The organism is Microbacterium telephonicum (assembly GCF_003651225.1).
In the GTDB taxonomy this organism is placed as follows: domain Bacteria; phylum Actinomycetota; class Actinomycetes; order Actinomycetales; family Microbacteriaceae; genus Microbacterium; species Microbacterium telephonicum.
The window spans coordinates 431,691-454,499 of the sequence record NZ_RCDB01000001.1 but is presented as its reverse complement, the minus strand read 5'-3'; the positions used below and the strand labels follow the sequence as shown (position 1 = coordinate 454,499).

Genomic DNA, 22,809 nt, shown 5'->3' with positions numbered 1-22,809 from the left:
CCCCCGGGACGTGGGCAAGGTCCGGGAAATCGTGCCCGGCACGTCTGGGGGCTGAACCCCAGATGCGGGGCGCGGTCAGCGGCAGAATGTGTCCATGTCAGACGCCGCGATTCGTGTCCTGGTCGCGGACGACCATCCCGTCGTCCGTGGTGGGCTGACTGCGCTGCTGAGCACGCTCGAGGGTGTCGAGGTGGTGGCGGAGGCTGGCGATGGCGCTGCCGCGTGCCGGGAGGCGCTGGTGACGCGCCCGGATGTCGCGATCGTGGACCTGCGGATGCCGGTGCTGGATGGGGTGGAGACCACGCGACGCCTGACGGCTGATCTCCCTGGCGTTGCCGTGATCATCCTCACGATGTTCGACGAGGACGAGGAGATCGCGGATGCTCTCGCGGCCGGAGCGCGGGGGTACTTGCTGAAAGGCGCTCAACCCGACGAGATCGATCGTGCCGTGCGCACCGTGGCTGCCGGCGGCGCCGTGCTTTCACCCGAGGTCGCCGCGCGCGTGCTGGGCGGGTCGCTCCGCCGGTCCGCGGCCGATCCGTTCCCTCAGCTCACGGCACGGGAACGGGAGGTGCTCGACCTCATCGCACGTGGTGCACCCAATCATGCGATCGGCGAGCGGCTCGGGATCGCGGCGAAGACCGTCGGCAATCACATTTCTGCGATCTTCCTCAAGCTCGGCATCGCGACACGGGCTGAAGCGATCGTGATGGCCCGCGAGGGTGGGCTCGGCCGATGATCGCCCGCCGCGTGGGCCTTGTGCTCGCCACGATCCTGAGCGTGCTGGGCACCGCACCTGCCCTCGACATCGCACCGGACTCCTCAGGCTCGATCGTTCTACCGATCGCGGCGGCGATTCTGTCGATCGGGATCGCCGTAACGACGCTCGTTCTCCTCATCCCGGCTTGGCGCGGACGTTCACGCGCGTGCCTGACGATCGCCGTGCTCCAGCTGGTCGGCATCCTGACCGCCATCCCCGCGTTCTTCGCCCCCGCCGAGGTCGTCCCCGCCGGCGCCGTCGTCTTCGCTGCTCTCGGGTCGCTGCTGAACGTGACGGCATTCGCGCTCATCCTCGTCGATCAGTCGACCGCTCTCGTCTACTCGGCAGCGATCATCATCGTCGTCGCCATCTACGCGGGGGCCGTTGCCGTCGTCTCCCTGCTGGTGCCGCCGAGCGTGGAACGGACCGTGCAGACTGTCGCGGCGATCGGGATCGCACTGCTCTTCCAACCGGTCGTCGGACTGCTTCGCCGCACCGTCGGTCGCACCCTGTACGGAGGGCGTGACGATCCGGCCGGCACCGCACGCCGCGTCCGGCAACGGCACGACGGATCCGAAGCAGGCGTTGCCGCAGCCGTCGCCGAGACCGCTGCACTGCTGCGCCTCCCCGGGCTGACGCTGATCGTCGACAACAAGCCGGTCGCCACCGTGCGGCGCGGACAGGCCGGCGGCCGGGAGGTTGAGGTGCCCGTCACCCCCGACGGTTCGCTCGCCCTGCGCGTGGCCCTCCGCCCCGGCGAGAAGGCGCTGCACGCCGACGATCGTGCCGCGCTCGAGCTCGTCGCGCTACCGCTCGCGTTGCTGTCGCGTCAGGCAGACCTTTCGGAGCAGCTCCGTGACGCCCGCGCCGCCACTGTGGAATCACGCGAGCGGGAGCGCGTGGCCCTCCACCGCGATCTCCACGACGGACTCGGGCCTCTGCTGACCGGAGCGGCATTCCGTGCGGATGCCGCGCGTAACCTGCTGCGCTCGCACCCCGACGAGGTCGATGCCCAACTCGAGGTCGTGCAGGCTGACCTGCGGACCGCGCTCGAGGAAGTTCGGCGGGTGGTCGACGGGCTGCGGCCGATCGAACTTCAGGAGCGCGGCCTCTGGGGCGCATTGGCACGGCGCGCCGACCGCGTCGGAGCCGACCTCGACGTGCCCGACCCGCCCCCTGTTCTCACCGCTGCCGGACAAGTCGCGGTCTATCGCATTGTGAGCGAGGCGCTGACCAACGCCGACCACCACGGACCCGGCTCGCCCGTCCAGGCCGGCGCCACCCTCACCCCCGACGGCGCCCTCCACATCGTCGTCCAGAACCCGATCACCGAGGACACCCACGGCGGCGACAAGGCCAGCGCGCCAGATGACGGCCGATCGGCGCCGGCCCGACCGGGGATCGGCGCGGCATCGATCCACGCCCGCGCCGAGGAACTCGGCGGCTCAGCCACGATCGGCCCCGACGGGCAAGGGCTCTGGCGAGTATCCGTCCACTTGCCACCATCGATCATCGACACCGAGCCGTCGCCCTCCTCGCGCGACCGAGGCGGGATGAAGGGCGCAAGACCAAATCAGACCTGACTCACCAGCACCTTCCGCACCACCCACCAACGTCAGCATCATGCTTCGAACCGCGCTCGGTGCGCACGCAAGCGGATGGCTTCCGCTCCCTCAAATTGCAGGACGCTGGACCCCCTCCGATACCAACGGACCCCAGCGAGGTCGAGGAAGAACCGACGGAGCCCCGCGCTGACGCTCCCGGCGTACGATGCTCGTAGGACGGAGCTGCTCGGGCCTCGGGGGTGACCTCGGGGCCCCCTCCGTTAATGGAGGTGCCGATGCGGTTCAAGGTGATAGTGACCAAAGTCGAGGTGGCCGAAGTGTGGGTCCGCGCCGCCAGCGAGGAAGCTGCCGCAAAGAAAGTCCAGGAAGAACTCAAGACCTCATGGGCGTACACCGGTCACTGGGAGCGGAAAGCCACCGAGATCGAAGTCATCGAGTCCGATCCTGAACCCTTGGGTCGAACGCCGCAGACGCTGGAACCCTCCGGCCCCATGTTGCTCAAGCTCAAGGACGCTGCTGCCGAACTAGGCATCTCCTATGGCACGTTGCACGCGTTGATGAAGGAGGGCGGGATCGAGTACACGAAGGTGGGCGCAAGCAAGTACATCTCGCGGGCGTCGCTCGCCGCCTTCATAGAGGCGAACACCCAACGGTAGGATAAAAGGGTTGGCCTCCGTAGCTCAGTGGAAGAGCCACTCCGTCCTAAGGAGAGGGTCGGGGGTTCGAATCCCTCCGGAGGCACCAATCGCGCATCGGCGTGCATGGGACGCCTTATTCAGGGCGGATCGCTCCGACGCCCTGCGGGCGACGCACTGGCCGTCGAGTGGCACGCGCGCCGAGCCATTCTCCGCGGGCCCTGGTGGCGTTCGGACAGTCCCTAGATCAGTGACAAGGGTCCCCGAACGCACGTACCGAAAAAACTTCACACGTACGTCTTGAAGAAGTGCACGTACCCCTGTAGCTTTGCACGTACCGACCGAGATAGGAGGTCGCTCTATAGGAAGCAGGTAACGAAATGGGAAGCTATCAGGGAGAGCCGGTCGCCGTAATCCGCCACCTTCGCAAGGTCACGGATGCAGGAACCACTCACTACGAAGGAATCATGACCGGTGCCTGGTTCGCCGAGAGTCTCGACAACGGGGTGCTGGAGTTCGGAGGCAACATCCGCCCCGACTGGCAGACGGACAAGATGGGCGCCAAGACGCGCCGCAAGGTGGAGCGCTGGGTCGAGGAGCTGCTGCAGAACGACGCATTGATCGGAAACCTCAGCGTCCGCCTGAACCCCGCGAAGAGCGACTTCGAGGTCGAGCAGGACGAGGACGGTGACCTCACCCTCACCCTCTGGTCTGGCCACCTCGACACGGCGGTGGACTCGCAGTCGCGGATTACGGCCATCATCAGGGCGGTCAACAACCCCGTCGGATCGTTCGAAGTCGCGACGCCGTTCGCGACGCGCATCTGGGTGGCTGACGATCAGCTGGCGGCGCGCGTCGGTTCCGACTACAACACCCGCGGGGACAAGGTGAACGACACCGCGGCGAAGTTCGCGTACCAGGACAACGCCGACAAGCGCCTCGCACGCGAGCTCCTGCAGAACAGCCCGCATCTTGGCGTCGACAACGTCGAGGTTCTGAAGAACGCAGTTTCGGCGTCCAGCTCCAAGCTGTTCGCGTTCAACACCCTCACCCAGGCGATGGAGTCCTTCTGGCACGGAGACCCCGTGAACAAGGTCGAGGAAGAGGCACAGGCCAAATACCTCGCAGACTTCTGGAACGCGCTGGTCGAGGTGCGGCCGGAGTTCGGTCGCCTCGGTAAGACGGACCGGATGGCGCTCCGCGGCACCTCGATGGCCGGCACGGCGCTGTCGATCCACGGGGCGGTCGCGGTGGCGTACGAGATCTACAAGCGCAATCTGGATCCGGCGGAGGTGCTCGCTCCGCTGGGTGAGCCGGTCTACAGCGAAGGCCAGAAGGTCGACTACTTCTCGTATGAGAACCCGATCTGGACGAAGATCGGCGCGCTCGTGGACACCTCCGGTAAGCAGCAGCTGCGCATGAGCTTCCAGACGCGCCGCGCGGTGGCGGCCGAGCTCATGCGGCGTGTAGGCCTGGAAGAGCCCGCAGCGGTCTCCGCGTAAGACTCCCAAGCTCACGAGGGCCCGACCAGATTGGTTGGGCCCTCGCGGCGTCGCCGGATGAGTGCAGCGCGGTGGCTTGCATCCGGGATGCACGCCCCGGCTGCGGTTAGCCAGCCGCCAGCACAGCTGCTTCGATCGAGTGCGCCACAACCAAGGATGACTCGTGTTCCCAGAACCGAAGCGCGGTGTACCCGGCTGTACGGAGTGCCTGGTCCACTTCTCGGTCGCGCTGCTGGTTCCGCTCGATCTTCGGCACCCAGTAGTCGGGGTTGGCCCGGGGCATGACGAAGTGCTCAGGGCAGGCATGCCGGAAGCACCCATCGATGAACACTGCGACCTTGCGGCGGGTGAAGACGATATCGGCCGTGCGCCGGAGGTCGGGGATCGGTCGCGCGTGCACTCGGTAGCGCAGACCTCAGGCGTGTGGCGGACCTAACGGCGAGCTCCGGCGCGGTGTTCTTCGAGCGGTTTGCGACCATCGCCCGCCGGGTCTGCTCGCTCGAAGCCCAGGAGCCCGCCACGCCCTGAGCTTATGCGCGGGAGCGTGGGAAGGGGTCGCTACGCTGACAGACATGGGAGAACTCACGCCGATCAACGCTGCCCGTCCGAAGGTTCTGGAGTTCTTCGCGGGAATCGGTCTTGCCCGGATGGGGCTTGAGTCTGCGGGGTTCCGCGTGGCCTGGGCCAACGACTACGAGCCCGACAAGAAGGCCATGTACGACGCCCAGTTCCGGCACTCCGACGATCACTCTTTCGCGCTCGGTGACATCGGCAAGGTGAAGGTCGCCGACCTGCCCCGCGACGCCTCGCTCGCGTGGGCTTCGTCACCCTGCACCGATCTGTCGCTCGCGGGCGGACGCGCGGGCCTTGCTGGCGCTCAGTCAGGCACCTTCTGGCACTTCATCCGCCTGCTCAAGGAACTTGAGGACGACCGTCCCGAGGTTGTGGTCCTGGAGAACGTAGTGGGTCTGGCAACGTCTCACGGAGGCGACGATCTGACTGCCGCGATCCGTGCCTTCAATGAGCTCGGCTATTCGGTCGACGTGCTCGCCGTTGATGCTCGCCGGTTCGTCCCGCAGTCGCGTCCCCGACTATTTCTTGTTGGTGCGCAGAACCCGCCCGAGGATATCGCGGAGCCGAATTCCGAGCTTCGCCCCGACTGGCTCCAGTGGGTCTACGGCGACAAGAGCCTCCGGACACATCGCGCAGCGCTCCCGGCCCCGCCCGCGCCGAAGCTCACCGGCCTCGGTGATGAGGTCGAGGAAATGGGACTGGACGACGAGCGTTGGTGGGACCGCGACCGCACAGAGGCATTCGTGGGGTCACTCTCACTGGCACAGCGTGAACGCGTGGCTACACTCCGCCGTGAGACGGGGGTGAAGTATCGGACGGCGTACCGCCGCACCCGTAACGGCGTTGCAGTCTGGGAGGTCCGCGCGGACGATATCTCAGGTTGCCTTCGCACGGCGCGGGGTGGCTCGTCGAAGCAGGCTGTCGTGCGCCTCGGGAACAAGCGCCTCCAGGTTCGCTGGATGACGCCCCGAGAGTATGCCCGCCTGATGGGTGCGGGAGACTACGACCTGAGCACCGCGCGGACGAACCAGGCTCTGTTCGGGTTTGGTGACGCCGTGGCGGTTCCGGCTGTCGGCTGGCTCGCAGAGCACTACCTGATGCCGATAATCAAGGGCTCGATGGCACGTGCTGGTCGGACGGAGCAGGTCGCCAGTGTCAAGTAAGAGCACGGCGAACCCGGCCCCGAAGCCGAAGAGGCCGCAGAAGAGCAAGCTGCCCGCGACGGACGTGCAGGAGTTCCGGCGGCTGCTCAAAGAGTTCCTGAGCGTTACCGACGACCAGGGCCGGAAGTGGGCGGATGCTAAGTGGGGCGTATACGCCTTCTACGACTACGATGGCGAGCCGATCTACGTCGGACAGACCAACGAGCAGCTACGAGTCCGCCTCGGGCGGCACCTCACGAACCAACGTACGGATGCCGCCGCGATGCGAATCCTCGACCTATTCGAAGTCGCGGCGGTCGAGATCTGGCCGCTGTGGGAGTACGAGTCGATCAACCTGCGCGACAAGAAGGCCCAGGCGTTCCTCGACGCGAAGAGGCACCTCGACCAGGCTGAGTACACCGCGTACCTGAACGCCATCGAGAACTCTCGATTCAAAGCGATCCTCAACGAGAAGATCCCACCGAAGGGCGACAGGATCGACCTTCCCGCGTCCCTCCGTCGCGACCTCATAACTCCCGAGATTCGGGCTGACCGTAGCCACCCTGACATCCGCATCGCGCGGCGTGCAGAGACAATCTCACGTTTGGCCGCTGTGGCCCGAGAGCGCGGCGAGGTCTCCGAGGGACTGCGCCGCGTGCTCGTCATCCAGGCGGTGCGGCTGGCTTATATCGCCGCCGTGCGCCTCGCATATGCAGAGGGGAGAGGGGAACCGAGCCCCGAGGCGATCAACGTGGAGGCGCTGACTGGCCCTCTGCTCTATGAGTATTCCGACCCGGGCGGTGAGGAAGTCGACGCGAACGACGCGTCGGTGGACGGCGAAGCCGAAGAACCAGACCCCGACGCGGCGGACTAGCTGCTCGCGCGCCGAGCGCGTTGGCGGCGCTTCTTCTCGACAGAGCGGGCATTGTGCGCCAGTCGACACTCGTCACACCGACACCCGGTGTCGTACGCGAGGCTCGATCCGTGAGTGCCCATCACCCGCCCAGCCCGTCGCTGGCGCTTGATGTACGCGGCGTGGGCCGCGGCGTGCGCCGCACGGCAGGCATCGCATCGACAGCCGAGGTTGCCGTAGCCGTTGGGTGTACCGTGACGCGGGTCGTCCTCTGCAAGGGGGTCGCCGTTCCTGGTCACCTCCTCAGGCTACCCGGCGGCTTTCAGCAGGGACGGGCGTCCCTGCTGAAAGCCCCGGTCGAATCGCGCGCGTGCCGCACTGGGCGTTAGGCACTCACGTGACGCGCGGTCGACTGGGACGCACACCATCGGCGAAATCGCCGGAGAGCTCGCAGGGGTCATCGGCAAAGCCAAGAATCTGGACGAGAACCGATCGCACGTTCACCCGACGACGTTAGGAAGCCCACACGGGCAGCGCGCTCGTCGCGCTTGTCGGTGCGATCGTCATGGCCGTCTACCTCTTTCAGCCCTGGGGCAGTTGTGAGTACGAAGACACCGCAGTCGGTTGCGCGAGGCCTCCAACGGACGCGACAGTCATGACCATTGCAGCCTTCGTCACACCTCCACCTCAGCGATGCTGGTCTTCGCACTCCGTGCCAGGGGACTCCGGTCCGCACGTTGAATGACCCCCGACCGCCCGATGCCAGTATCGGGATCTGGGAGCAAATCGAAGTTGCTGGCCGCGCAACGCGTGTCGGCACACTACGAGACGACACCGCGAGCGATTCATCGGCAGCTTGGCTTGGGAACGGAGTCCCCCTTGCTGAGCAATCTGGGGCATCCCGGCTCCCGCCGTGGTAGGACTCCCTCGAACTCACCGCTTGAGCCTGGCCGCCGGTGAGCCCGAAGCGCCCCCTCGATCAAGAGAGCCGGTTGATTCGCGTACTGTCGGCGAATCGAGATAATGGGAACGCCCCGTCAGAGACGGGGCGTTCAAGACAAAGAGGGAACTCACCACATCAAGTAGTGAGCATCCCTTTACAGATATAACTGTATCACGCGGGTATGGGAGAGCCAGGGCGAAGGACGCATCTAGGGTGCCGTGGCTCGCCATCGCGATGGGCGCCGCTTCGACTGTCATCGGCATCATTCTCACCGCAATGAACGCGAAGAGCACTGACGACAATGCCGCGACCTACCTCATCCTCGGCGGGATCCTCACGGCCTTCGGCCCTGTCGTTCTCTCGCACGCCATCTCCAAGCAGCTCGGACGGCGTGAAGCGCTCGCCGAACTGCACGGTCATCTCGATTCCGTAAGCATGAGCCTCGGCCAGTCAGTTGCCGCACTCGATCAAGCGCTCCGACGCAACGCGGCAAAGCTCGAAGAGCCGCACGTGACTTTGAGTATCGTCACCAACGTTGTGAGCAACATCGAGGTCCAGATTGGGCAGCTCCAAAAGCTCATTGGCACTCCCTTTTCGGCCCAGTCTCTTCTCGACACCAAGGAGCAACTTGTCGCGCTGACCGGTGACCTGTCGAAAGCGGTCGAGGGTGACGACCGCGGTGCGGCGCTTCAGGTTGCGCGCAATATCGAGAAAGCGGTTAGGCGACTCGGTAAGTCACCCAACGAGGTTGAGGACGCATCGATTCGGTGCCCCGGATGCGCAACGCAAAGGACTCTGTCGATTGGGACTGGGGTGGGCGCAACCGCGCACACCAAGTGCATGAGCTGCGGCACCTCCTTCAATGTTCATCGCGACGGCGACGGGAATCTATTCGTCCGAGTCGTCGCCGGAGCTCCATCCACGCCTGCCAATCCGTTGGAACTCCACGAGCCGGTCGTGACCATCGCGCCCCCTGCAGACACGGAGCCGGTCGCTGCTGAACCTTCTCAGCCCAAGCGCGCGAACTTCACGTGCCCGACGTGCGGCCAACGCCACCGACCATGGGTTGTCGGCAAAGACGAACAGTCCATGGTTCTCTGCGTGGGCTGCGACTCAGCCATCATGTTCGACCCCGAGGGTGTTGTCACCGCCGTGACGACCTATCGCCGAGCCACGGTTAAAATCACCCAACCGGCGGGCAAGGGCTATCTCGTCAAGTGTCCGGACTGTGGGGAAAGCCATCGCACTCGCTTCCGAGTCGGTGGGGACTACATCGGATTCTGCGAAGCAGACAAGGTAGTACTTCAAGTCACCGCAGCCAACGTCGCGGAACATCGGCAGGGCGCTCTCCCAATTCCAGTGCAGCCGTAGAGGTGCGTATCACCGCCGTTCTGAGAACGAGATCGGAACGAGACCGTGCTTCTGAGCGTCCAGGTCGACCCAATGCGCGCTCGCCACGCGGCTAGCGCGCACCGCTCGTATAGGGATCGTCAATCGCACGAACCCAGGGCTGCACGCCACTCGCCCCAACCGCACACTGCCCTCGCGCGGACCGGTTTGCGAGCGGGCCGCCCGATTGGCGCTCGCGGCCAAGTGAGCCGGCTGTAACGTGTGGGCGTGATTATGACCGCTGACACCGCCGCCGTCTTGACCGCAGTGTTCCCGCTCGTGTTGCTCGCGTTCATGGCAGAGCGCCGCAACCTGACGATGAAAGCGCGACGCTCGACCCTCTTTCGCCGAGTCGCTTCCTACTCGGCGAGCGCCTCAGTCCTGGGCCTAATCGTCGCAGTCGTTGGCGTTCAAACTGGTGGGCTGCCTAGCGGCTGGGGCATTGCCGCCTGGGCATTGTTCGGCATCACGATCGCCGGCCTCTTCAGCCTGACCGGACTGCACATGGCATCGGCCGAGGTGCAGGAGGAACGCAAGGAAAAGAAGGGAAAGGATTCGAGTCGCTGATCGACCGGCTTCCGCACCGTCCACGACGGGATGTTCGGCAAGTAGAAATCGCACTCCCGTCGGTATGGTGGCGACGTGGATGACGACCGACGAAATGCGCTGGGTCGCCGCGAGATCCTCGCGGCGTACCTCGAGGTCCTGGATCGCCTCGGAGAACTCGTTGCGATCTGCTCCACTATCGAGGGCGACGCCGGCGAGCTGCGAAATGCCGTACAGGGAGCATTCGGACTGAGTCCGATCGCAGCTGATGCGGTCCTGGCAATGCAAGTCAGACGCTTCACCCCGGAAGAGCGACACAAGATCCGCAGCGAGCTCGCAGCCGTCGATCGATGGCTTGGGGAGGCGAACGGCGCGTAGGCCGACCGGTCAACGTTCTCCATCTTGTGGGCTCTTGAGTAGGGGTTGTCGACGGCGGGATTCCGGCGAGCGTCAAGAAGCAATCGGCTCGGTACCCTTCACCCATGCGATCGCGGTGACCGCGCACTTCTTCGACGATTGGAGAAACCTTGGCTCAACTCGCAAGCCACGAAGTCCAACAGCTCTTGGCACTCCGATTGGCGCTTGAGTCAGCACGGCGCGGATCACGGCAATCAGGACGGTATGGCGCGGCGCCGCAATAGTCGCACTCGACTCGGTCGTCGAGCGCGCATCATCCCTCGTGGCGATCACTCGCGGGATTCCGATCCCGTCCAACGGCAAGCTCGAGGACCTGATTAGCCGTCTTAAGGAGGCACTGGGGCCTGGCTGGAGAACCTCCGTGCTACCAGACATCAAGCAATTGCGCCGCGCTCGAAACGCCGCGCAGCACGAGGGCCTCGAGCCCGACCGAGACCAAGTGCCACTATGGGCTGCCGCGGTGGAGTCGTATGTCGAGCAGCTGATTCATGCACAATTTGGCGTCGACATCTTCCGCGTGCGATTGGCTGACGCAATCGTTGATGGTGCATTGGCCGATCTAATGCGAGCGGCTGAAGCGTCGTTGGAGCTGGGCGAAATACGAGACGCCGTTGACGACGCATCGAAGGCCTACCGTCATGCGACCGCGGCGTGGAAACGTCTCCGACCCCAGCAACGGCTTCCAGGGTCCATTCGCTCGAGCATTCTTGGGCGCAGCGACCGAGAAGATGGCGTCCACACAGAGATTGCTGCAATGACCCAAGCTTTGCAGGCGGCCGCTTTCACCTCGGACACCGCGGAGGCGGAGTGGTTTGTTCAAGCTCTATCCGAACGCGGCGACGTGCTGGATCACGACGATGCGGACCGGGTGATCGCGTTCGTCTTCGTGTGGATCCTCGGTTTTGAGGCCGCGGCGTCGACGTGGGTATCCGATCGCCAATTGCGGGCGGCGCTGGCGGCGCGCATGGTCCGAGACAATCGCAACACCGAGGCCAGCATCGATGCTTGCACAGACATCTCCGTCTCGGAGCGCAGTGCGGAGGCCACGTTTCGCATCGCAAACGTGCCATCGGAGTCGGACTACCCCGTCTGGTCTATCCAGTTGCAGTCAGTGTTGCGAGAGACAGCTAGCGGCAGTTGGTGGGTGAAGAATGACGGGACCGTCACCGTGAATCGGCCACGCGAGCAGCTGGAGGACCTCGAAGGGGACTTCGTGACGCTAACGGACGCGCTGGCGCTGGCCGAGAAGCGCATGCTCGAGGAAGCCGTTCATGAGCGGGAGCGACGAATCGTCACTGCTACTCGGAAGGCTGAACTCGACGCGGAGGTAGGCGCACTGAGGGACGACTGGCCCGATTGGGTAGCGAGAATATCTTGGTCAAACGCGCGAACTAGTGGCTCCGAAGAACGCTGGATTGTGACGTTGACTCCTGAGGCTAGTCGGGTGCGGATCGACCGCGCTGACGCGCCTTCTGCGAAAAAGACAGTGAGCGTCGCAGACCTCATTCGAGGCCATGCTCGGATCGAGCAGTGTTACGGCATCGGAAGCTCGAGCGAGATCGGAATCGAGCCCGTGATGCCTGCGGGCAGCCTGATCAGCATTCTTCAGGACCTGGATCACGATGTTGCTGCATCGATCAAGTTCGAGGCAGAGCGCGCTACCCAGGCCGAGAACCAGCGGCAAGCAACACTGAACCGGATCAATTCACTCATCGGTGACCAGAAGGTGCGGTAGGCCACCGTGTTCCGCGCACTGTGCGCGAGCTCCCCATTATGTAGTGGGCCTCTTAGTGCTTGGCGTAGGCGCTTGATTAGGCTCGCGCTGTGCCCAACGAGTACCCCCAGTTCATTGTTGACGAAAGCGATTCCGAGGTCATCGCGCTCCTAGATCAGTTGCTGGCTGACCTCGCGGCGGTTGCGCAGGAGTATGACGTTCTGCATCGAGATTCGCCCAGCGATGATTCCGTCCTCGGCGCCGACAACACAGCGACTTACCCGTTCCAGATAGGGCACTTCGTCGGCTATTGCATGCTCCAGTCGGTGGATACGTGCCGATCGATCACGCGCGTGGTTCGCGACGAGAACGGGAAGGTCACGCTTCCGATCATGAGCGTGTTCACCCTTGCCAGGTCGGTCGTCGAGTGCGCGGCTACAGCCCTTTGGGTGCTTCAACCCAGCGATCGCCGCAGCCGCGCCCTCAGGCGGCTGCAGTTCGCTCATTCAGAACTAACCTACGAAACCGAGCTGGTTAAGAACATGGCGGTGTCCTTCGACAAGTCTGAGGAGCAAGCCGCGATTCGTACTGATAGGAAGAGCCGGGACGCCAGGAATGCCGACCTGCGAGCAATTGCGGACGCGAACGGAATTGCGTACATCGAGTATGAGAACAAGTTTCCTGGGTGGCTAGCGATTGTCGAGGCTGCGGGCAGTGAGTTCGAAGACGAGAACCTCCTCCCGTCAATCTGGCGCATGTGTAGCGGGATGTCTCATCCGTCCCTCAGCCGAGGCCTGAGTCTCCTCAAGTTCAATCAGATGAGTGTGGCGGGGAACACTCTGCGGGGAACTTTGTCGGTCAACACGACGAACGTTGTGGGCGTGCTCGCAATCACGCACCTGAGTGTGCGGAAGGCGTTGACCCGGTGGCGGGCGGCGAAAGGACTACTGAACTCCGAGCACCCCGTACCAGTACCAGAGGCCGTCTCGCGCTGACGCCTCGGTATTCGTCGACGAGCCGCGCGACACGCGAACAGTGCTCCGCCCAGATGACGCCACGAGCGCCGACCGTCATGTGACCCTCTTGGACCGGAGGGAGGTTGTTGGGCGGCTTCACCTGCTTTCCGAGAACTTGACCGCTGACGCGCCCTGACCGGGCGTGTCCGAGCGAGACGCCAGGATTGCAGTATGCAACGTGCGGAGTGGGACGGTATCGCCCAGCAGTTTCTGAACCACAAGAACTACGCAGCGGGGACCGTTGAGCACTACACCGGGAGCTTGAAGCGCTACTTCGACTGGTGCGAAGGGCAGGGCATAGAGCCCGAGAACGCCACTACTGGTCAATTGCTTCTCTACCGGGAGGGACTTCGGCGAACTCTCGCCGAGAACACCGCGAACTCGCGCTTCAAGAACGTTCGGAGCTTCTACGAGTACTTGCTACGTGTGGGACGCGTTCAGCAAAACCCCACGGACCTCATCCAGCCCGCTCATATCGGATTGAACGCGCGCGACATGCTCACTGTCGAGCAACTTGGACGCGTGTGGGACGTCGCGGAGGGACGCGACCGAATCGTCATCGGGCTTCTGGCGTTATGCGCAATGGGACGCGATGAAGTACGTTCTGCGCGGGCCGAAGACCTACACCAGCGACACGGTGTCCTGACGATCAACGTTCGGGGCAGACGTGGCGCCAATGACCTCGGTTGGGTCGTGATCCCTGCCGTGTTGGCCGGTGAATTGACCTCGTTTCTCGCAGGCCGCCGTACTGGCTTCATCCTCCAGGGCACGGGTGACAGCGGGATCACATCACTCACGTACATCAACGGAGTCGTGCGCCGGGTAGCGAAGAAGGCGGATCTCGGCTTCTCGTTCACGTCGATCACGCTTACGGAGACGCTGCGATCGCTCGCCATCGTTCACCGGTTCTCCTACGCGAGCGTGCTCCGCACTACCAGCCACGGGAGTCCACAACGGCGGACCGCACTCGTCAAGAACCTCGAACTGACGCCAGATGAGCACGCGTCGATGCGGCTCGGTCGGATGCTCGAAGCTCGAGATTCCGAGGTCGAAAGGGCGATTCTTCAGGCGGAAACGCTGCTAAGCGATCGGGCGCAACATCCTGCTGCTGCCGTGATGGTTGCTAGCGCGACCTTGGAACGCGTGCTTCGAGAACACACCGCCGCGCGTGATATCCATGTCACCAAGAAGGACCCGACCCTGGCGACGTATGGGTCCCTGTTGCGCGGACACAATCTCATTACGGTTGGGCAACTTCGCACTATGGAACGGATATTGACCTACCGCAATGATGCGGCGCATGGCTGGTTCGACAAGGTTTCCCGAGAGGACGCTGTTTGGACTGTGCACGAAGCGCGGAAGCTAGCTCGTGACTTCGTGAGCGCGCCGTAGCCACGACTCCCGCAGCTTTTATCCTGAGCGCCGTTTCGCGCTCGCGAGAAGCGCCCGGTAGCGGATGGATAAGCGGTGCGACCCCGAGGAGACTCGCGGTAGTAACCGCGATCATCGAGCCAGCACCCACCCGGATACGGATGCCTCTTTTGCCGGCACGGGGGAACTGTGATTCAGGCCGGCGCCTCCGCGACTAGCTCGCGGGTGATTTCGACCCAGCGCAGGAGGAATTTGGGCTCGTCAAGGCGGCGTCGCCGCATCCAGCCCGTGACCTCGTCGTTGCATTTGCTCGCGTTGCACGACCGGCAGGCGGGCACGACGTTGTCGAGCGTGTACCGTCCGCCGCGGGAGATCGGCTGCACGCAGTCTTTCTGCAGCGCGGACTCCTCGTTGCCGCAGTATGCGCAGCAGGCCCAGGCATCGAGAATGCGTTGCCATTGGGCGGTCGTGAGGTCACTGCCGGAGGCCGCCACCCGCTTGGTCCGACGGCGCGCCGCGCGCGCCTTGCGGGTGTTTGTGAGGGCCATGCTCCGTAACCTATCGCTCTGGCCGACGGCGACCCGACACCTCGCGGGTGACCACCAGTGGCCGAGACGAGCGACGCGCGTTTCTTGATCGACCTGCAACGAGGCGCGGTCTTCATATCCCCAGAATCAGGCCGGGTGATTGTCTGCGAGGGGCATCTAGCGCCGAGCGGGCGGGTGCGCGACCATGTGCATGACACCGCACGCAAGGAGGCGCACGTGGGCAAGTACGAGTTGTACAAGGACGCCGGGTCACAGTACCGATTCCGGTTGAAGGCGGGCAACGGCGAAGTCATCGCCACATCAGAGGCATATACGACGAAGGCAGCAGCCCAAAAGGGCATCGCGTCGGTACAAGCCAACGCGAGCTCTGACACCGTCGACCTCACCTGAACCCCTGCGACCTACAACTCGACCACTCGTCGCTGTCACGCAGTCCTCGACGGGGGCGAGAAGCCGCGCCGCAATAGGATCGGTTGCGGAGGTAACGGTATGGCGGGCGGTGGATGGCTGGCGAGCGAGCTCGGTGAGTTCGAGTCAATGATCTCCCGCACGCTGGAGGCTGTGTCTAGGACCGCAAGTGATGCGAGCGAGCCGGCTGATGCTCGGGCAACTCGCATTCGCGCGACGTTAAGCACGGCGGGGCGAATGGCCGCTCGCCACCCGGACTCCACCGCATCGGAGTCATAGTGAATGCGCCCGATGTCTACACGCAGCTGATCGCGCCCTCCTTGTTTTCGGGAGCACCCGTCACCGTTGACCCGTCACTCACGCTGGTTGTCGGCGCCCCCGGTTCGGGGAGGATGCGCGTCGCCTGGGCATCGGCCGCCACCGCCGGCGTGACTGCTCCGATCAGCGCCGCCCTCATGCGCGCGTTCCATCCGGACGCGGCCGAGCTGTACCGCCAGTTCCCCACGACGGTGGAGTCGATCATGCGTCCCGTCGTGGAGGAGTGGACGTCACGGGCGATCGGTCAGGCGCTGGAGGAGCGGCGGTCGCTTGTTCTTGAGGCTGACGCGTTGAGCGCGGATGCCGTGGAGGCAGCAGTCGTTGCCTTCCGGTCGGCCGGCTTCACTTCACGACTCATCGTCGTATCGGCGCGGCCGGCGGATGCGTTGTTGACGACGACCTCAGCGTTCCTGGCTCAGCGCCGCGAGCGCGTGGCCGCGCAGTTCTCGTCGGTCGAGGCGACCCAGGGCGCATTCTCGTCCACGCCCGAGTTGCTCCGCGCGGTCGAGGTGTCGTCGTCGGTGGAGCGGGTGGAGGTCGTGGCTGGAACCGGGGCGGTACTACACGCGGCATCCCCCGTAGAGGATCCTGCATCCACGGCTGGCCTGGTGGACGCGTTCTCGGGCGAGGCGTCGCGGGGGTTCAGCTCGATCGAGGGTGTGCGGTGGCTCAGCGAACTTCGTCGGATCTCGGAGTACACGCGCGAGGCACACGAGGAAGCCCCGGCACTGCTGGAGTCGCTTGCCGAGCTGCACCGACTTGCTCTCACGGATGTGCTTCCCACGATGCCGCTGCGCCCCGAGTCGGAGCCTGCCGTGCGCCAGCGCACGCAACTCGAGCAATCGCTGTCGCGGTTGGAGCGTCAGCTCGCCTTGCAGGCCGAGCCGTCCGTCACGGAACCGCCGGTCGTCGTTGCGCCTGCTCCGTCCACGTCACGGGGCCTCGATCGCTGACCGCTTCTGAGCATCGTCCGGATACTTGCGGGTTTCAGCGGTGCGGGCGCCGCGGAGTGCCGGGTCGTGGAATAGCGCAGGTCCGGAGCGCGAGCGGAGGGGCGAGCATATGCCGCGAAAGCCCGGAACGCAGCGGCGCCCGCTCCGCTATCCTCTCGTGATCCGGGAGGCGCCTGCCCTGTTCAGTCGACGAGGGCGGTCAGTGTCGCGATGAAGTCGGCGCGGTGGGCGGTCGGGTCTTCGATGAGCGCGATGATCGCGTCCCCCAGGCGCGTGCGTTCGTCGGGTTCGAGCGGTGCGAGCGGGTCGAGGCACCAGGAGATGTCGTTCTCGGATTGCGGTATGGATGCCGCCTCACCGAATCGAATGGTGACGAAAGCGGCGCGGTAGATGACTTCTTCGACGTCAGCACGGTCGGCCATGGGGTGATCCTGTCGGGTTGCGGGGTTCACCGACCGCGGCCACGCCGGTGATCGGTTGGAGTCGGCACCGCCGGGGGCGGGTCGAGTTGCGGAGCGGGGTGTTTGGGTTGGGTGCGCAGCCGGTCGTTGATCGCGGCGGCGATCGCGTCCATGCGAGCCGCTTCCGCGGCGCGCGCGACCTCGTCTGGCGTGGGCGCGCACCGCTCCTCAGGCGGCTGGACTCTTCCGGTCGCGATCAGTTCCTGTTCGAGTTCTCTGCGCCGCCCCCGCCCGAGCCGGTCGGCGCTGGTCCGGATGCCTGTTCTGTACGCGAACTCTGCCCGGAGAAGTTCGTTCGCGTGCACGAGCTCATCGATGAGGTGCTGCGGGGTGGGGGGTCCGTAGATGAGCGCCGCGATCTCTTCCGGCGTGCGGGTGCGGGCGAAGAACGCCTCGGCGGCCGCGAGGTTCGCTATGCGTTCGGCGCCCGTGATGCGGTGAAGCCTGCGTGGGGGCAACCCGATCTTGCGGCGGCGACGCTCGCTGGCACGGTACACGCGCGCCCGCTCCCGGGCAGCATCCGGGTCGACCCAGTATTTCTCCAGCCGCCGGGCTTTCATCTCGTCCGCGTGCGCGGCCCGGTAGCGTGCCGCGCCCCTGCTCTTGGCGATCGGGTCGTCGCGGTCCTTGTCGCGCTGATGCTGCCGCACCTGCTCGCGGTGGGTGTCTCGCCACTTCTGGTTCGCCGCGCGTCGGCGCGCCCGGTACTCCCCCGGGTTGTCCCTCTTCTGGCTTTCCCGGTAGGCGCGCTGTACTTCGAGCTGCGTGTCACGGTGGGCGGCGTAGTACTCGCGGGCGTATACCCGCTTCGCCTCCTTCCGCGCTTCCGCTTCCTTCGCCCGCGCCGCCCGTCCTTGTTCTCTCGCGGACAACTCCTGCCGGTGCGTCTCGCGGTAGCGCAGCTTGTACGCCTGAACCTTCTCGGGGTTCTCGGCCTGCCACCGGCGGCGGTAGGCCCGCTGTGCTTCCCGTCGGGCTTCCTCGTCGACGGGTTCGGGGTCGGTCACCGCAGCCCCCGTTCACTTCCTGGGGTGGTGGCGGGGACCGGGGTCAGTGCGGTCAGCAGCGACTCGGTCGGCGCGAACTGGTCGCGAGGTCGGCGCGGCGGCCCGAGCGGAAACGCGGTGTTCGTTTCGGCGGTGCTGCGTTTGCCGCGGGGGAAGTACTCGTGGAACACGTCCAGGTGTGCATCGCGGACCACCCAGATGCAGTCCACGCCCCGCCACACGCTGATCGACAGTTCTGCTTCTTCGCACGAGTTCGCCGAGACGCCGACGATCGTGCCGTCGTCCAGTTGCGCGGTGTACCACTGGTAGTCGCCGTGCCAGACGGTACGCGTGCGAACCACGTGCTCGATGAGCGCCCGCCGCACCTTGCAGTCCTCCTCGGTCGCCGTGGTGCCGATGATCGGTCGCATCTGTCGGATCCACGCCGCCATCTCGGCAAGCGAAGCCGTCCAATCCGGCTCCGGGATGGTCATGAGCTCGCCCCCGTCCGCGCGGCGACCTGTTGGATCAGATCGGGTCGGAACCCGCACCAGTGCACCGCCGGATCCTGGTCGATCACCACGACCGGCGCCTGCGCATACCCGAGCCGCTCGGTCACGAACCGGCGCGCATCCTCATCCACCGTGATGTCAATCACGGTCGAGCGGATGCCGGCGACGGTGAGGCACTTGCACGTGCGCACGCAGTGCGGGCAGCCCTCGCCGAGGGAGTAGACGGTGACGGTGATCATCGCCGGCTCCGGCTGCGCGACCAGGTGTCCGACGTCGACCGGCACGCGGTGTCGCGGATCCACTGGTCGACCTCGCTGCGGATGTAGGCGACGGTCTTGCCGAGCTTGTGGAAGACCGGGCCCCCGCCCTCGCGCCGCCACCGCTCGAGTTTCCCGACCGTGATGCCGCCGGGAAGCATGTCGGCGACGTCCTGCGGGGAGAGCCATTCGATCTCTTCCCGGGTTTCAGTGTGAGTGGCCATCATCAACCCCCGTTCATGTAATCGTGACCACGTTTGACACAAGTAGATACTTAAGCGCTACACTCTGTCAATAACGATTCGCATATCCGCGGCGCGATCAGACACACTGAGGAGGTGAAGGTCGACGTGTACACCCTGACCGGGCAGAAGATGACGTGGCGTGCTGCCACCCAACCAGTCGGGTCAGCGCTGCGGATCGCCCCCGGCTTCGCCGCCCACGCCACCGATGTCGCGCCCGGGCTCAGGGTGCGCATCGAGGCGCACTACAGCCCAGACGAGGGCCGGTACCTCATCAACCGATGCGACATCAGCGCCGAGGGGACCGAGATCGTGCACCGCAGCCTGCGGCAGATCTCGATCGAGACGATCATGCGCGCAGCCACCCCGCACTGCATCGCGCTCAGCCTCGACGACGGACCGCCGAACATGACCGCCCACGATCTCACCACCACCGGGGGACGCATCCTCCCCGAATGGCTCGCCGAAGCCGTCGCCAAGCGCGGCAACCGCCCCGAGCGGATGGAAGCCACCGAACTGCTCTACGGCATCGCTGCGCTCAGCGGAAACCCACCTGTCCGTGCAATCGCCGACGAACTCGGCATCCCCCAGCGCACCGCCGCTGACTGGGTAAAGAAGGCCCGCTCTGAAGGACGCCTCGAAGGCATGAGCTACATCGTCGGCCGACAGGCAGATGGGTAGCATCCGGCCGTACCAAAGCGCAGCTGGCAAGCGATACGAGGTCCGCTACGTCAAGCCTGACGGGAGCAAGGGCGGCAAGCGCGGGTTCATTCGCAAGCGCGAGGCAGAGATGTGGCTTGCCGATCTCGACTCGGCGCGTGCTCACGGGGTATACATCGATCCCGTTTCCGCGCAGATCACGGTGAACGAACTCGGACCCGCCTGGCTCGATTCCAAAAGGGCGAGCATGAAGCCCTCTGCCTATGCCCCCCTCGACACCGCGTGGCGTCTGCGAGTCCAACCGCGCTGGGGCCGCTGGCGCATCGACGAGGTCATGCATACCGACGTGCGGGCGTGGGTCGCCGAGATGAACAGGACTCTCGGCGCGACAGTGACGATCCGGACCTTCGGGGTGCTGGCCAGCATCATGGACGACGCCGTCTACGACAAGCGCATAGCCGTGAACCCGGCGCGAGTAGGAAAGATGGGGCTCCCGCGCAAGCAGCGCGGTGAGCACCTCTACCTGACGCACAAAGAAGCGTTGGCGCTCGCGAACGCGTCGGGCGATAGGAAGCTTCTCGTTCTCATCCTCTGCTACTGCGGGATCCGGTGGGGCGAGGCGGCCGGGCTACGCGTGAAGGATGTGGACCTCGCCCGCGGCCGGTTGCGAGTGTCTCAGAATGCCGTGGAGGTGAACGGAGAGATTCACATCGGTACACCCAAGTCCCACAAGCCGAGGCTCGTACCGGTCCCTTCATTCTTGGTGGAGGCGCTCGCGAAGCGCTGCCACGGTCGGCGCCCCGAAGCACTGATCTTCCCCGCCCCGGATGGGCGACACATGAAACGAACGCGCTCGAGCGATGGATCGAAGTCGTGGTTCGTCACGGCCCTGGCGGACGCCGGTCTCCCGAGAATGACGATCCATGATCTCCGCCACACGGCAGCATCGCTCGCGGTGCAATCAGGCGCGAATGTGAAGACCGTCCAGCGTATGCTCGGGCACACCTCGGCAGCGATGACTCTCGACGTCTATGCCGACCTCTTCGACAGCGACTTGGACGGTGTCTCAGACGCGATGAACGCCGCCGCCCTCGCGGCCGGCGCCGACACGCTCTTCGAGGTCGACTGACGCGATCGTCTGAGGGGGCTCCGGGCAGACCACGGTTTCTGGCACGCGATCGGTCCCCGATGTCCTGATTCAAGACCGGTCACGCACGGCGCGAACCACGGCGATGGCACGCGTCGCGCCGTCCGACGCAACTGGGCCGCAGGTGCCGTTCGCGCCACCTCCTGCGCCGTCGAACACCTGGTTCCCCCGACCGGACGCAAATGGGACGCAAATGCTCGGATCCCGGAAAGACCGATGGCCCGAGATCCCAGTGTTTTCAAGGGATCGCGGACCATTTCGATTGGCGGAGACGGAGGGATTTGAACCCTCGGTCCCCTTGCGAGGACTCCACCTTAGCAGGGTGGTGCACTAGGCCTGACTATGCGACGTCTCCACGGCACCCGACGCGATACGGCGCGGATGCACCCCGCAAGCATACCCGCTCCGCCGTCTCGATCCGAACCGGCGGCGACCCACGGCCGGCGAGACTCGCAGAGAGCGCCCGTCAGTGCTGAGCGAGGGTGCAGGTGACCTGCGCGGCCGTCTGCCCCGTGATCTGCGAGGGCAGTTCGACGGCGGTCTGCGTCGGCGCGGGAGTGGCGGCATCCGTCGGGGCAGCCGTTTCGGTCGCACCGGGCGTCGGGGTCGCCCCGGCCGTGGGCTCCGGTGTCGGCGCGGTCGCCTCGCCGACGACCTCGGTGCCGTAGCCACCGCTGGTCGAGCCGGTCAGCTGCAGCGGCTCGTTGGCCGCCAGGGCGTCGAACAGCACCTTCGCGGCGCTCGTGACGGGCTGCACGCGCGACCCGCCCTCGGCGTACGTGGTGGGGTACTGCACGAACACGATGTCGGAGTACGGGACGCTGCGCACGGCCATCGCGATCTGCACCATCCGCTGCGGGTTGGCGAGCGTGTTGCTCAGCAGCAGCTGCCCGCTCTTGACCTGCGAGACGGCGGTGTTGGCGAGGTTCAGCAGCGTGCCCGGGTTGGACAGCACGCCGTCGGACTGCAGCGTGCGCACGAGCGAGCTCATGAACTGCTGCTGGTTCGAGATGCGGCCGAGGTCGGAGCCGTCGCCGATGCCGTGACGCATCCGCAGGAACTGCAGCGCCTCGGCGCCCACCAGCGAATGCTGACCCGCCGTGAGATTCAGGCCCGTGTGCCCGTCGTGCACGTCTTCGGCGAGGCAGACATCGACGCCGCCGATGGCATCGGAGATGTTGATGACACCGGTCCAACGAATGGATGCCGCGTACTGGATGTCGACGCCGGTGAGGCTTTCGATCGTCGCGACGGTGCAGGGCAGCCCGCCGTACATGTACGACGCGTTGAGCATCTGCGCGCTCATCGCGGAGTAGCTGCCGCTGCCGTCTTCGCGGGGGCACGACGGGATCGGCACGATCATGTCGCGCGGGAACGAGACGACGGTCACTCGGCGCGGGCTGTCGCTGATGTGGACGAGCATCGTAACGTCGTTGCGCTCGCCCGGCGCATCGTCCGCAGCGCACCGGGGGAACAGTGCCAGGTCCTGGCCCTCGCACGAGTCGCTTCCGACGACGAGGATGTTCGCGCCGCCCTCGATCTCGCCGAGCGTCGGGGGCAGCTGCCCCTCCTCCTCGCCGATCGACACACTCGTGGTCTCGAGCGCGTTCGCGGCGTCCCACACGTAGAACGCCCCGACGGCGCCGACGCTCACGACGACGACGGCGACGATCGCGCCGAGCACCGTGAGGATCTGCGTGATCGGGTTCGGCGAACGCAGGATGCCGTGACGGGCGACGGGCAGGCGACGGCTCTTGGCCGAGGTGCGTTCGCTCACGGGGATCCTTTCGTGCGGAGGGTGTGGGATTCGAACCCACGGGACATTGCTGCCCACCGGTTTTCAAGACCGGGTCCTTCGGCCGCTCGGACAACCCTCCCGACAGACGCGCAG

At 65.4% G+C, this 22,809-nt stretch carries 24 protein-coding genes and 3 tRNA genes; 17 read left to right on the top strand and 10 right to left on the bottom strand.

The annotated features are described in order from the left end of the window. Positions 1 to 94 precede the first annotated feature (94 nt). From C7474_RS02235 to C7474_RS02215, 5 genes are all read left to right on the top strand, one after another. Complete coding sequence (locus C7474_RS02235) at positions 95 to 739, top strand: response regulator (protein WP_199692344.1); 645 nt, start codon at positions 95 to 97, stop codon at positions 737 to 739. Beyond that, positions 736 to 2,343 carry a sensor histidine kinase gene (locus tag C7474_RS02230; protein ID WP_121057234.1) on the top strand — a complete coding sequence of 536 codons (1,608 nt, stop codon included), beginning with the start codon at positions 736 to 738 and terminating at the stop codon, positions 2,341 to 2,343. The genes C7474_RS02235 and C7474_RS02230 overlap by 4 nt, the downstream gene beginning before the upstream one ends. A 257-nt stretch (positions 2,344 to 2,600) precedes the next feature. Continuing rightward, positions 2,601 to 2,981, top strand: a complete 381-nt coding sequence (locus C7474_RS02225; protein ID WP_158597287.1) for a helix-turn-helix domain-containing protein — start codon at positions 2,601 to 2,603, stop codon at positions 2,979 to 2,981. A 13-nt stretch (positions 2,982 to 2,994) separates the two neighbouring features. Then, a tRNA-Arg gene (locus tag C7474_RS02220) sits at positions 2,995 to 3,069 on the top strand. Positions 3,070 to 3,427: 358 nt separating this feature from the next. Further along, positions 3,428 to 4,462, top strand: a complete 1,035-nt coding sequence (locus C7474_RS02215) for a DNA sulfur modification protein DndB (RefSeq protein ID WP_158597286.1) — start codon at positions 3,428 to 3,430, stop codon at positions 4,460 to 4,462. A gap of 106 nt (positions 4,463 to 4,568) precedes the next feature. On the opposite strand, the gene C7474_RS02210 is transcribed toward C7474_RS02215, so the two are convergent. Next, positions 4,569 to 4,862 carry a PDDEXK family nuclease gene (locus tag C7474_RS02210; RefSeq protein WP_241965058.1) on the bottom strand — a complete coding sequence of 98 codons (294 nt, stop codon included), beginning with the start codon at positions 4,860 to 4,862 and terminating at the stop codon, positions 4,569 to 4,571. 172 nt (positions 4,863 to 5,034) lie between these two features. Here C7474_RS02210 and C7474_RS02205 point away from each other — a divergent pair, with 172 nt between their 5' ends. The 8 genes from C7474_RS02205 to C7474_RS02165 all read left to right on the top strand — a co-directional run bounded on the left by C7474_RS02205 (position 5,035) and on the right by C7474_RS02165 (position 14,447). Continuing rightward, entirely contained in the window at positions 5,035 to 6,198 is a 1,164-nt protein-coding gene (locus C7474_RS02205) for a DNA cytosine methyltransferase (protein WP_121057229.1), read from the top strand. Next, the gene (locus tag C7474_RS02200; protein WP_241965057.1) at positions 6,188 to 7,051 is read left to right on the top strand and encodes a GIY-YIG nuclease family protein; all 864 of its coding nucleotides are present in this window, start codon (positions 6,188 to 6,190) and stop codon (positions 7,049 to 7,051) included. The genes C7474_RS02205 and C7474_RS02200 overlap by 11 nt, the downstream gene beginning before the upstream one ends. 1,135 nt (positions 7,052 to 8,186) lie before the next feature. Next, positions 8,187 to 9,344 (top strand): hypothetical protein, encoded by a 1,158-nt coding sequence (locus tag C7474_RS02190; protein ID WP_121057225.1) that lies wholly within the window; start codon positions 8,187 to 8,189, stop codon positions 9,342 to 9,344. A 252-nt stretch (positions 9,345 to 9,596) separates the two neighbouring features. Then, on the top strand, positions 9,597 to 9,929 hold the full coding sequence (locus tag C7474_RS02185; protein ID WP_147436661.1) for a hypothetical protein: 333 nt from the start codon (positions 9,597 to 9,599) through the stop codon (positions 9,927 to 9,929). A gap of 75 nt (positions 9,930 to 10,004) precedes the next feature. After that, complete coding sequence (locus C7474_RS02180) at positions 10,005 to 10,286, top strand: hypothetical protein (protein WP_121057221.1); 282 nt, start codon at positions 10,005 to 10,007, stop codon at positions 10,284 to 10,286. A 301-nt stretch (positions 10,287 to 10,587) separates the two neighbouring features. After that, positions 10,588 to 12,060, top strand: a complete 1,473-nt coding sequence (locus C7474_RS02175; protein WP_147436660.1) for a hypothetical protein — start codon at positions 10,588 to 10,590, stop codon at positions 12,058 to 12,060. Between the two features lie 89 nt (positions 12,061 to 12,149). Continuing rightward, positions 12,150 to 13,034 (top strand): hypothetical protein, encoded by an 885-nt coding sequence (locus tag C7474_RS02170; RefSeq protein ID WP_121057217.1) that lies wholly within the window; start codon positions 12,150 to 12,152, stop codon positions 13,032 to 13,034. A gap of 192 nt (positions 13,035 to 13,226) precedes the next feature. Further along, positions 13,227 to 14,447, top strand: a complete 1,221-nt coding sequence (locus C7474_RS02165) for a phage integrase N-terminal SAM-like domain-containing protein (protein WP_121057215.1) — start codon at positions 13,227 to 13,229, stop codon at positions 14,445 to 14,447. 173 nt (positions 14,448 to 14,620) lie between these two features. Here C7474_RS02165 and C7474_RS02160 read toward each other — a convergent pair whose 3' ends face one another. Then, a complete protein-coding gene (locus C7474_RS02160) occupies positions 14,621 to 14,974 on the bottom strand; it encodes an HNH endonuclease (protein WP_121057213.1) in 354 nt (117 codons plus the stop codon). Between the two features lie 57 nt (positions 14,975 to 15,031). Here C7474_RS02160 and C7474_RS15210 point away from each other — a divergent pair, with 57 nt between their 5' ends. Together C7474_RS15210 and C7474_RS02150 are read left to right on the top strand one after the other, a co-directional pair. Further along, a complete protein-coding gene (locus C7474_RS15210; RefSeq protein WP_241965056.1) occupies positions 15,032 to 15,364 on the top strand; it encodes a YegP family protein in 333 nt (110 codons plus the stop codon). A 296-nt stretch (positions 15,365 to 15,660) separates the two neighbouring features. After that, entirely contained in the window at positions 15,661 to 16,653 is a 993-nt protein-coding gene (locus tag C7474_RS02150) for a zeta toxin family protein (RefSeq protein WP_121057211.1), read from the top strand. 182 nt (positions 16,654 to 16,835) lie between these two features. Here C7474_RS02150 and C7474_RS02145 read toward each other — a convergent pair whose 3' ends face one another. The 5 genes from C7474_RS02145 to C7474_RS02125 are packed head-to-tail and all read right to left on the bottom strand — an operon-like array spanning position 16,836 to position 19,093. Then, entirely contained in the window at positions 16,836 to 17,075 is a 240-nt protein-coding gene (locus tag C7474_RS02145) for a hypothetical protein (protein ID WP_121057209.1), read from the bottom strand. A gap of 26 nt (positions 17,076 to 17,101) precedes the next feature. After that, entirely contained in the window at positions 17,102 to 18,121 is a 1,020-nt protein-coding gene (locus C7474_RS02140) for a hypothetical protein (RefSeq protein ID WP_121057207.1), read from the bottom strand. After that, positions 18,118 to 18,594 carry a hypothetical protein gene (locus C7474_RS02135; RefSeq protein ID WP_147436659.1) on the bottom strand — a complete coding sequence of 159 codons (477 nt, stop codon included), beginning with the start codon at positions 18,592 to 18,594 and terminating at the stop codon, positions 18,118 to 18,120. The genes C7474_RS02140 and C7474_RS02135 overlap by 4 nt, the downstream gene beginning before the upstream one ends. After that, a complete protein-coding gene (locus C7474_RS02130; protein WP_121057860.1) occupies positions 18,591 to 18,851 on the bottom strand; it encodes a glutaredoxin family protein in 261 nt (86 codons plus the stop codon). The genes C7474_RS02135 and C7474_RS02130 overlap by 4 nt, the downstream gene beginning before the upstream one ends. Continuing rightward, complete coding sequence (locus C7474_RS02125; protein WP_158597285.1) at positions 18,848 to 19,093, bottom strand: helix-turn-helix transcriptional regulator; 246 nt, start codon at positions 19,091 to 19,093, stop codon at positions 18,848 to 18,850. The genes C7474_RS02130 and C7474_RS02125 overlap by 4 nt, the downstream gene beginning before the upstream one ends. 114 nt (positions 19,094 to 19,207) lie before the next feature. Here C7474_RS02125 and C7474_RS02120 point away from each other — a divergent pair, with 114 nt between their 5' ends. Together C7474_RS02120 and C7474_RS02115 are read left to right on the top strand one after the other, a co-directional pair. Beyond that, entirely contained in the window at positions 19,208 to 19,792 is a 585-nt protein-coding gene (locus C7474_RS02120) for a helix-turn-helix domain-containing protein (protein ID WP_121057201.1), read from the top strand. Then, entirely contained in the window at positions 19,785 to 20,900 is a 1,116-nt protein-coding gene (locus C7474_RS02115; protein WP_121057199.1) for a tyrosine-type recombinase/integrase, read from the top strand. Before C7474_RS02120 ends, C7474_RS02115 begins: the two co-directional genes overlap by 8 nt. Positions 20,901 to 21,181: 281 nt before the next feature. Here the strand turns inward: C7474_RS02115 and C7474_RS02110 are convergent. The 3 genes from C7474_RS02110 to C7474_RS02100 all read right to left on the bottom strand — a co-directional run bounded on the left by C7474_RS02110 (position 21,182) and on the right by C7474_RS02100 (position 22,795). Further along, positions 21,182 to 21,273, bottom strand: a tRNA-Ser gene (locus tag C7474_RS02110). Positions 21,274 to 21,384: 111 nt separating this feature from the next. Then, positions 21,385 to 22,695, bottom strand: a complete 1,311-nt coding sequence (locus C7474_RS02105) for an LCP family protein (RefSeq protein ID WP_241965055.1) — start codon at positions 22,693 to 22,695, stop codon at positions 21,385 to 21,387. Between the two features lie 15 nt (positions 22,696 to 22,710). Continuing rightward, positions 22,711 to 22,795: transfer RNA gene (locus tag C7474_RS02100), tRNA-Ser, on the bottom strand. Positions 22,796 to 22,809 lie beyond the last annotated feature (14 nt).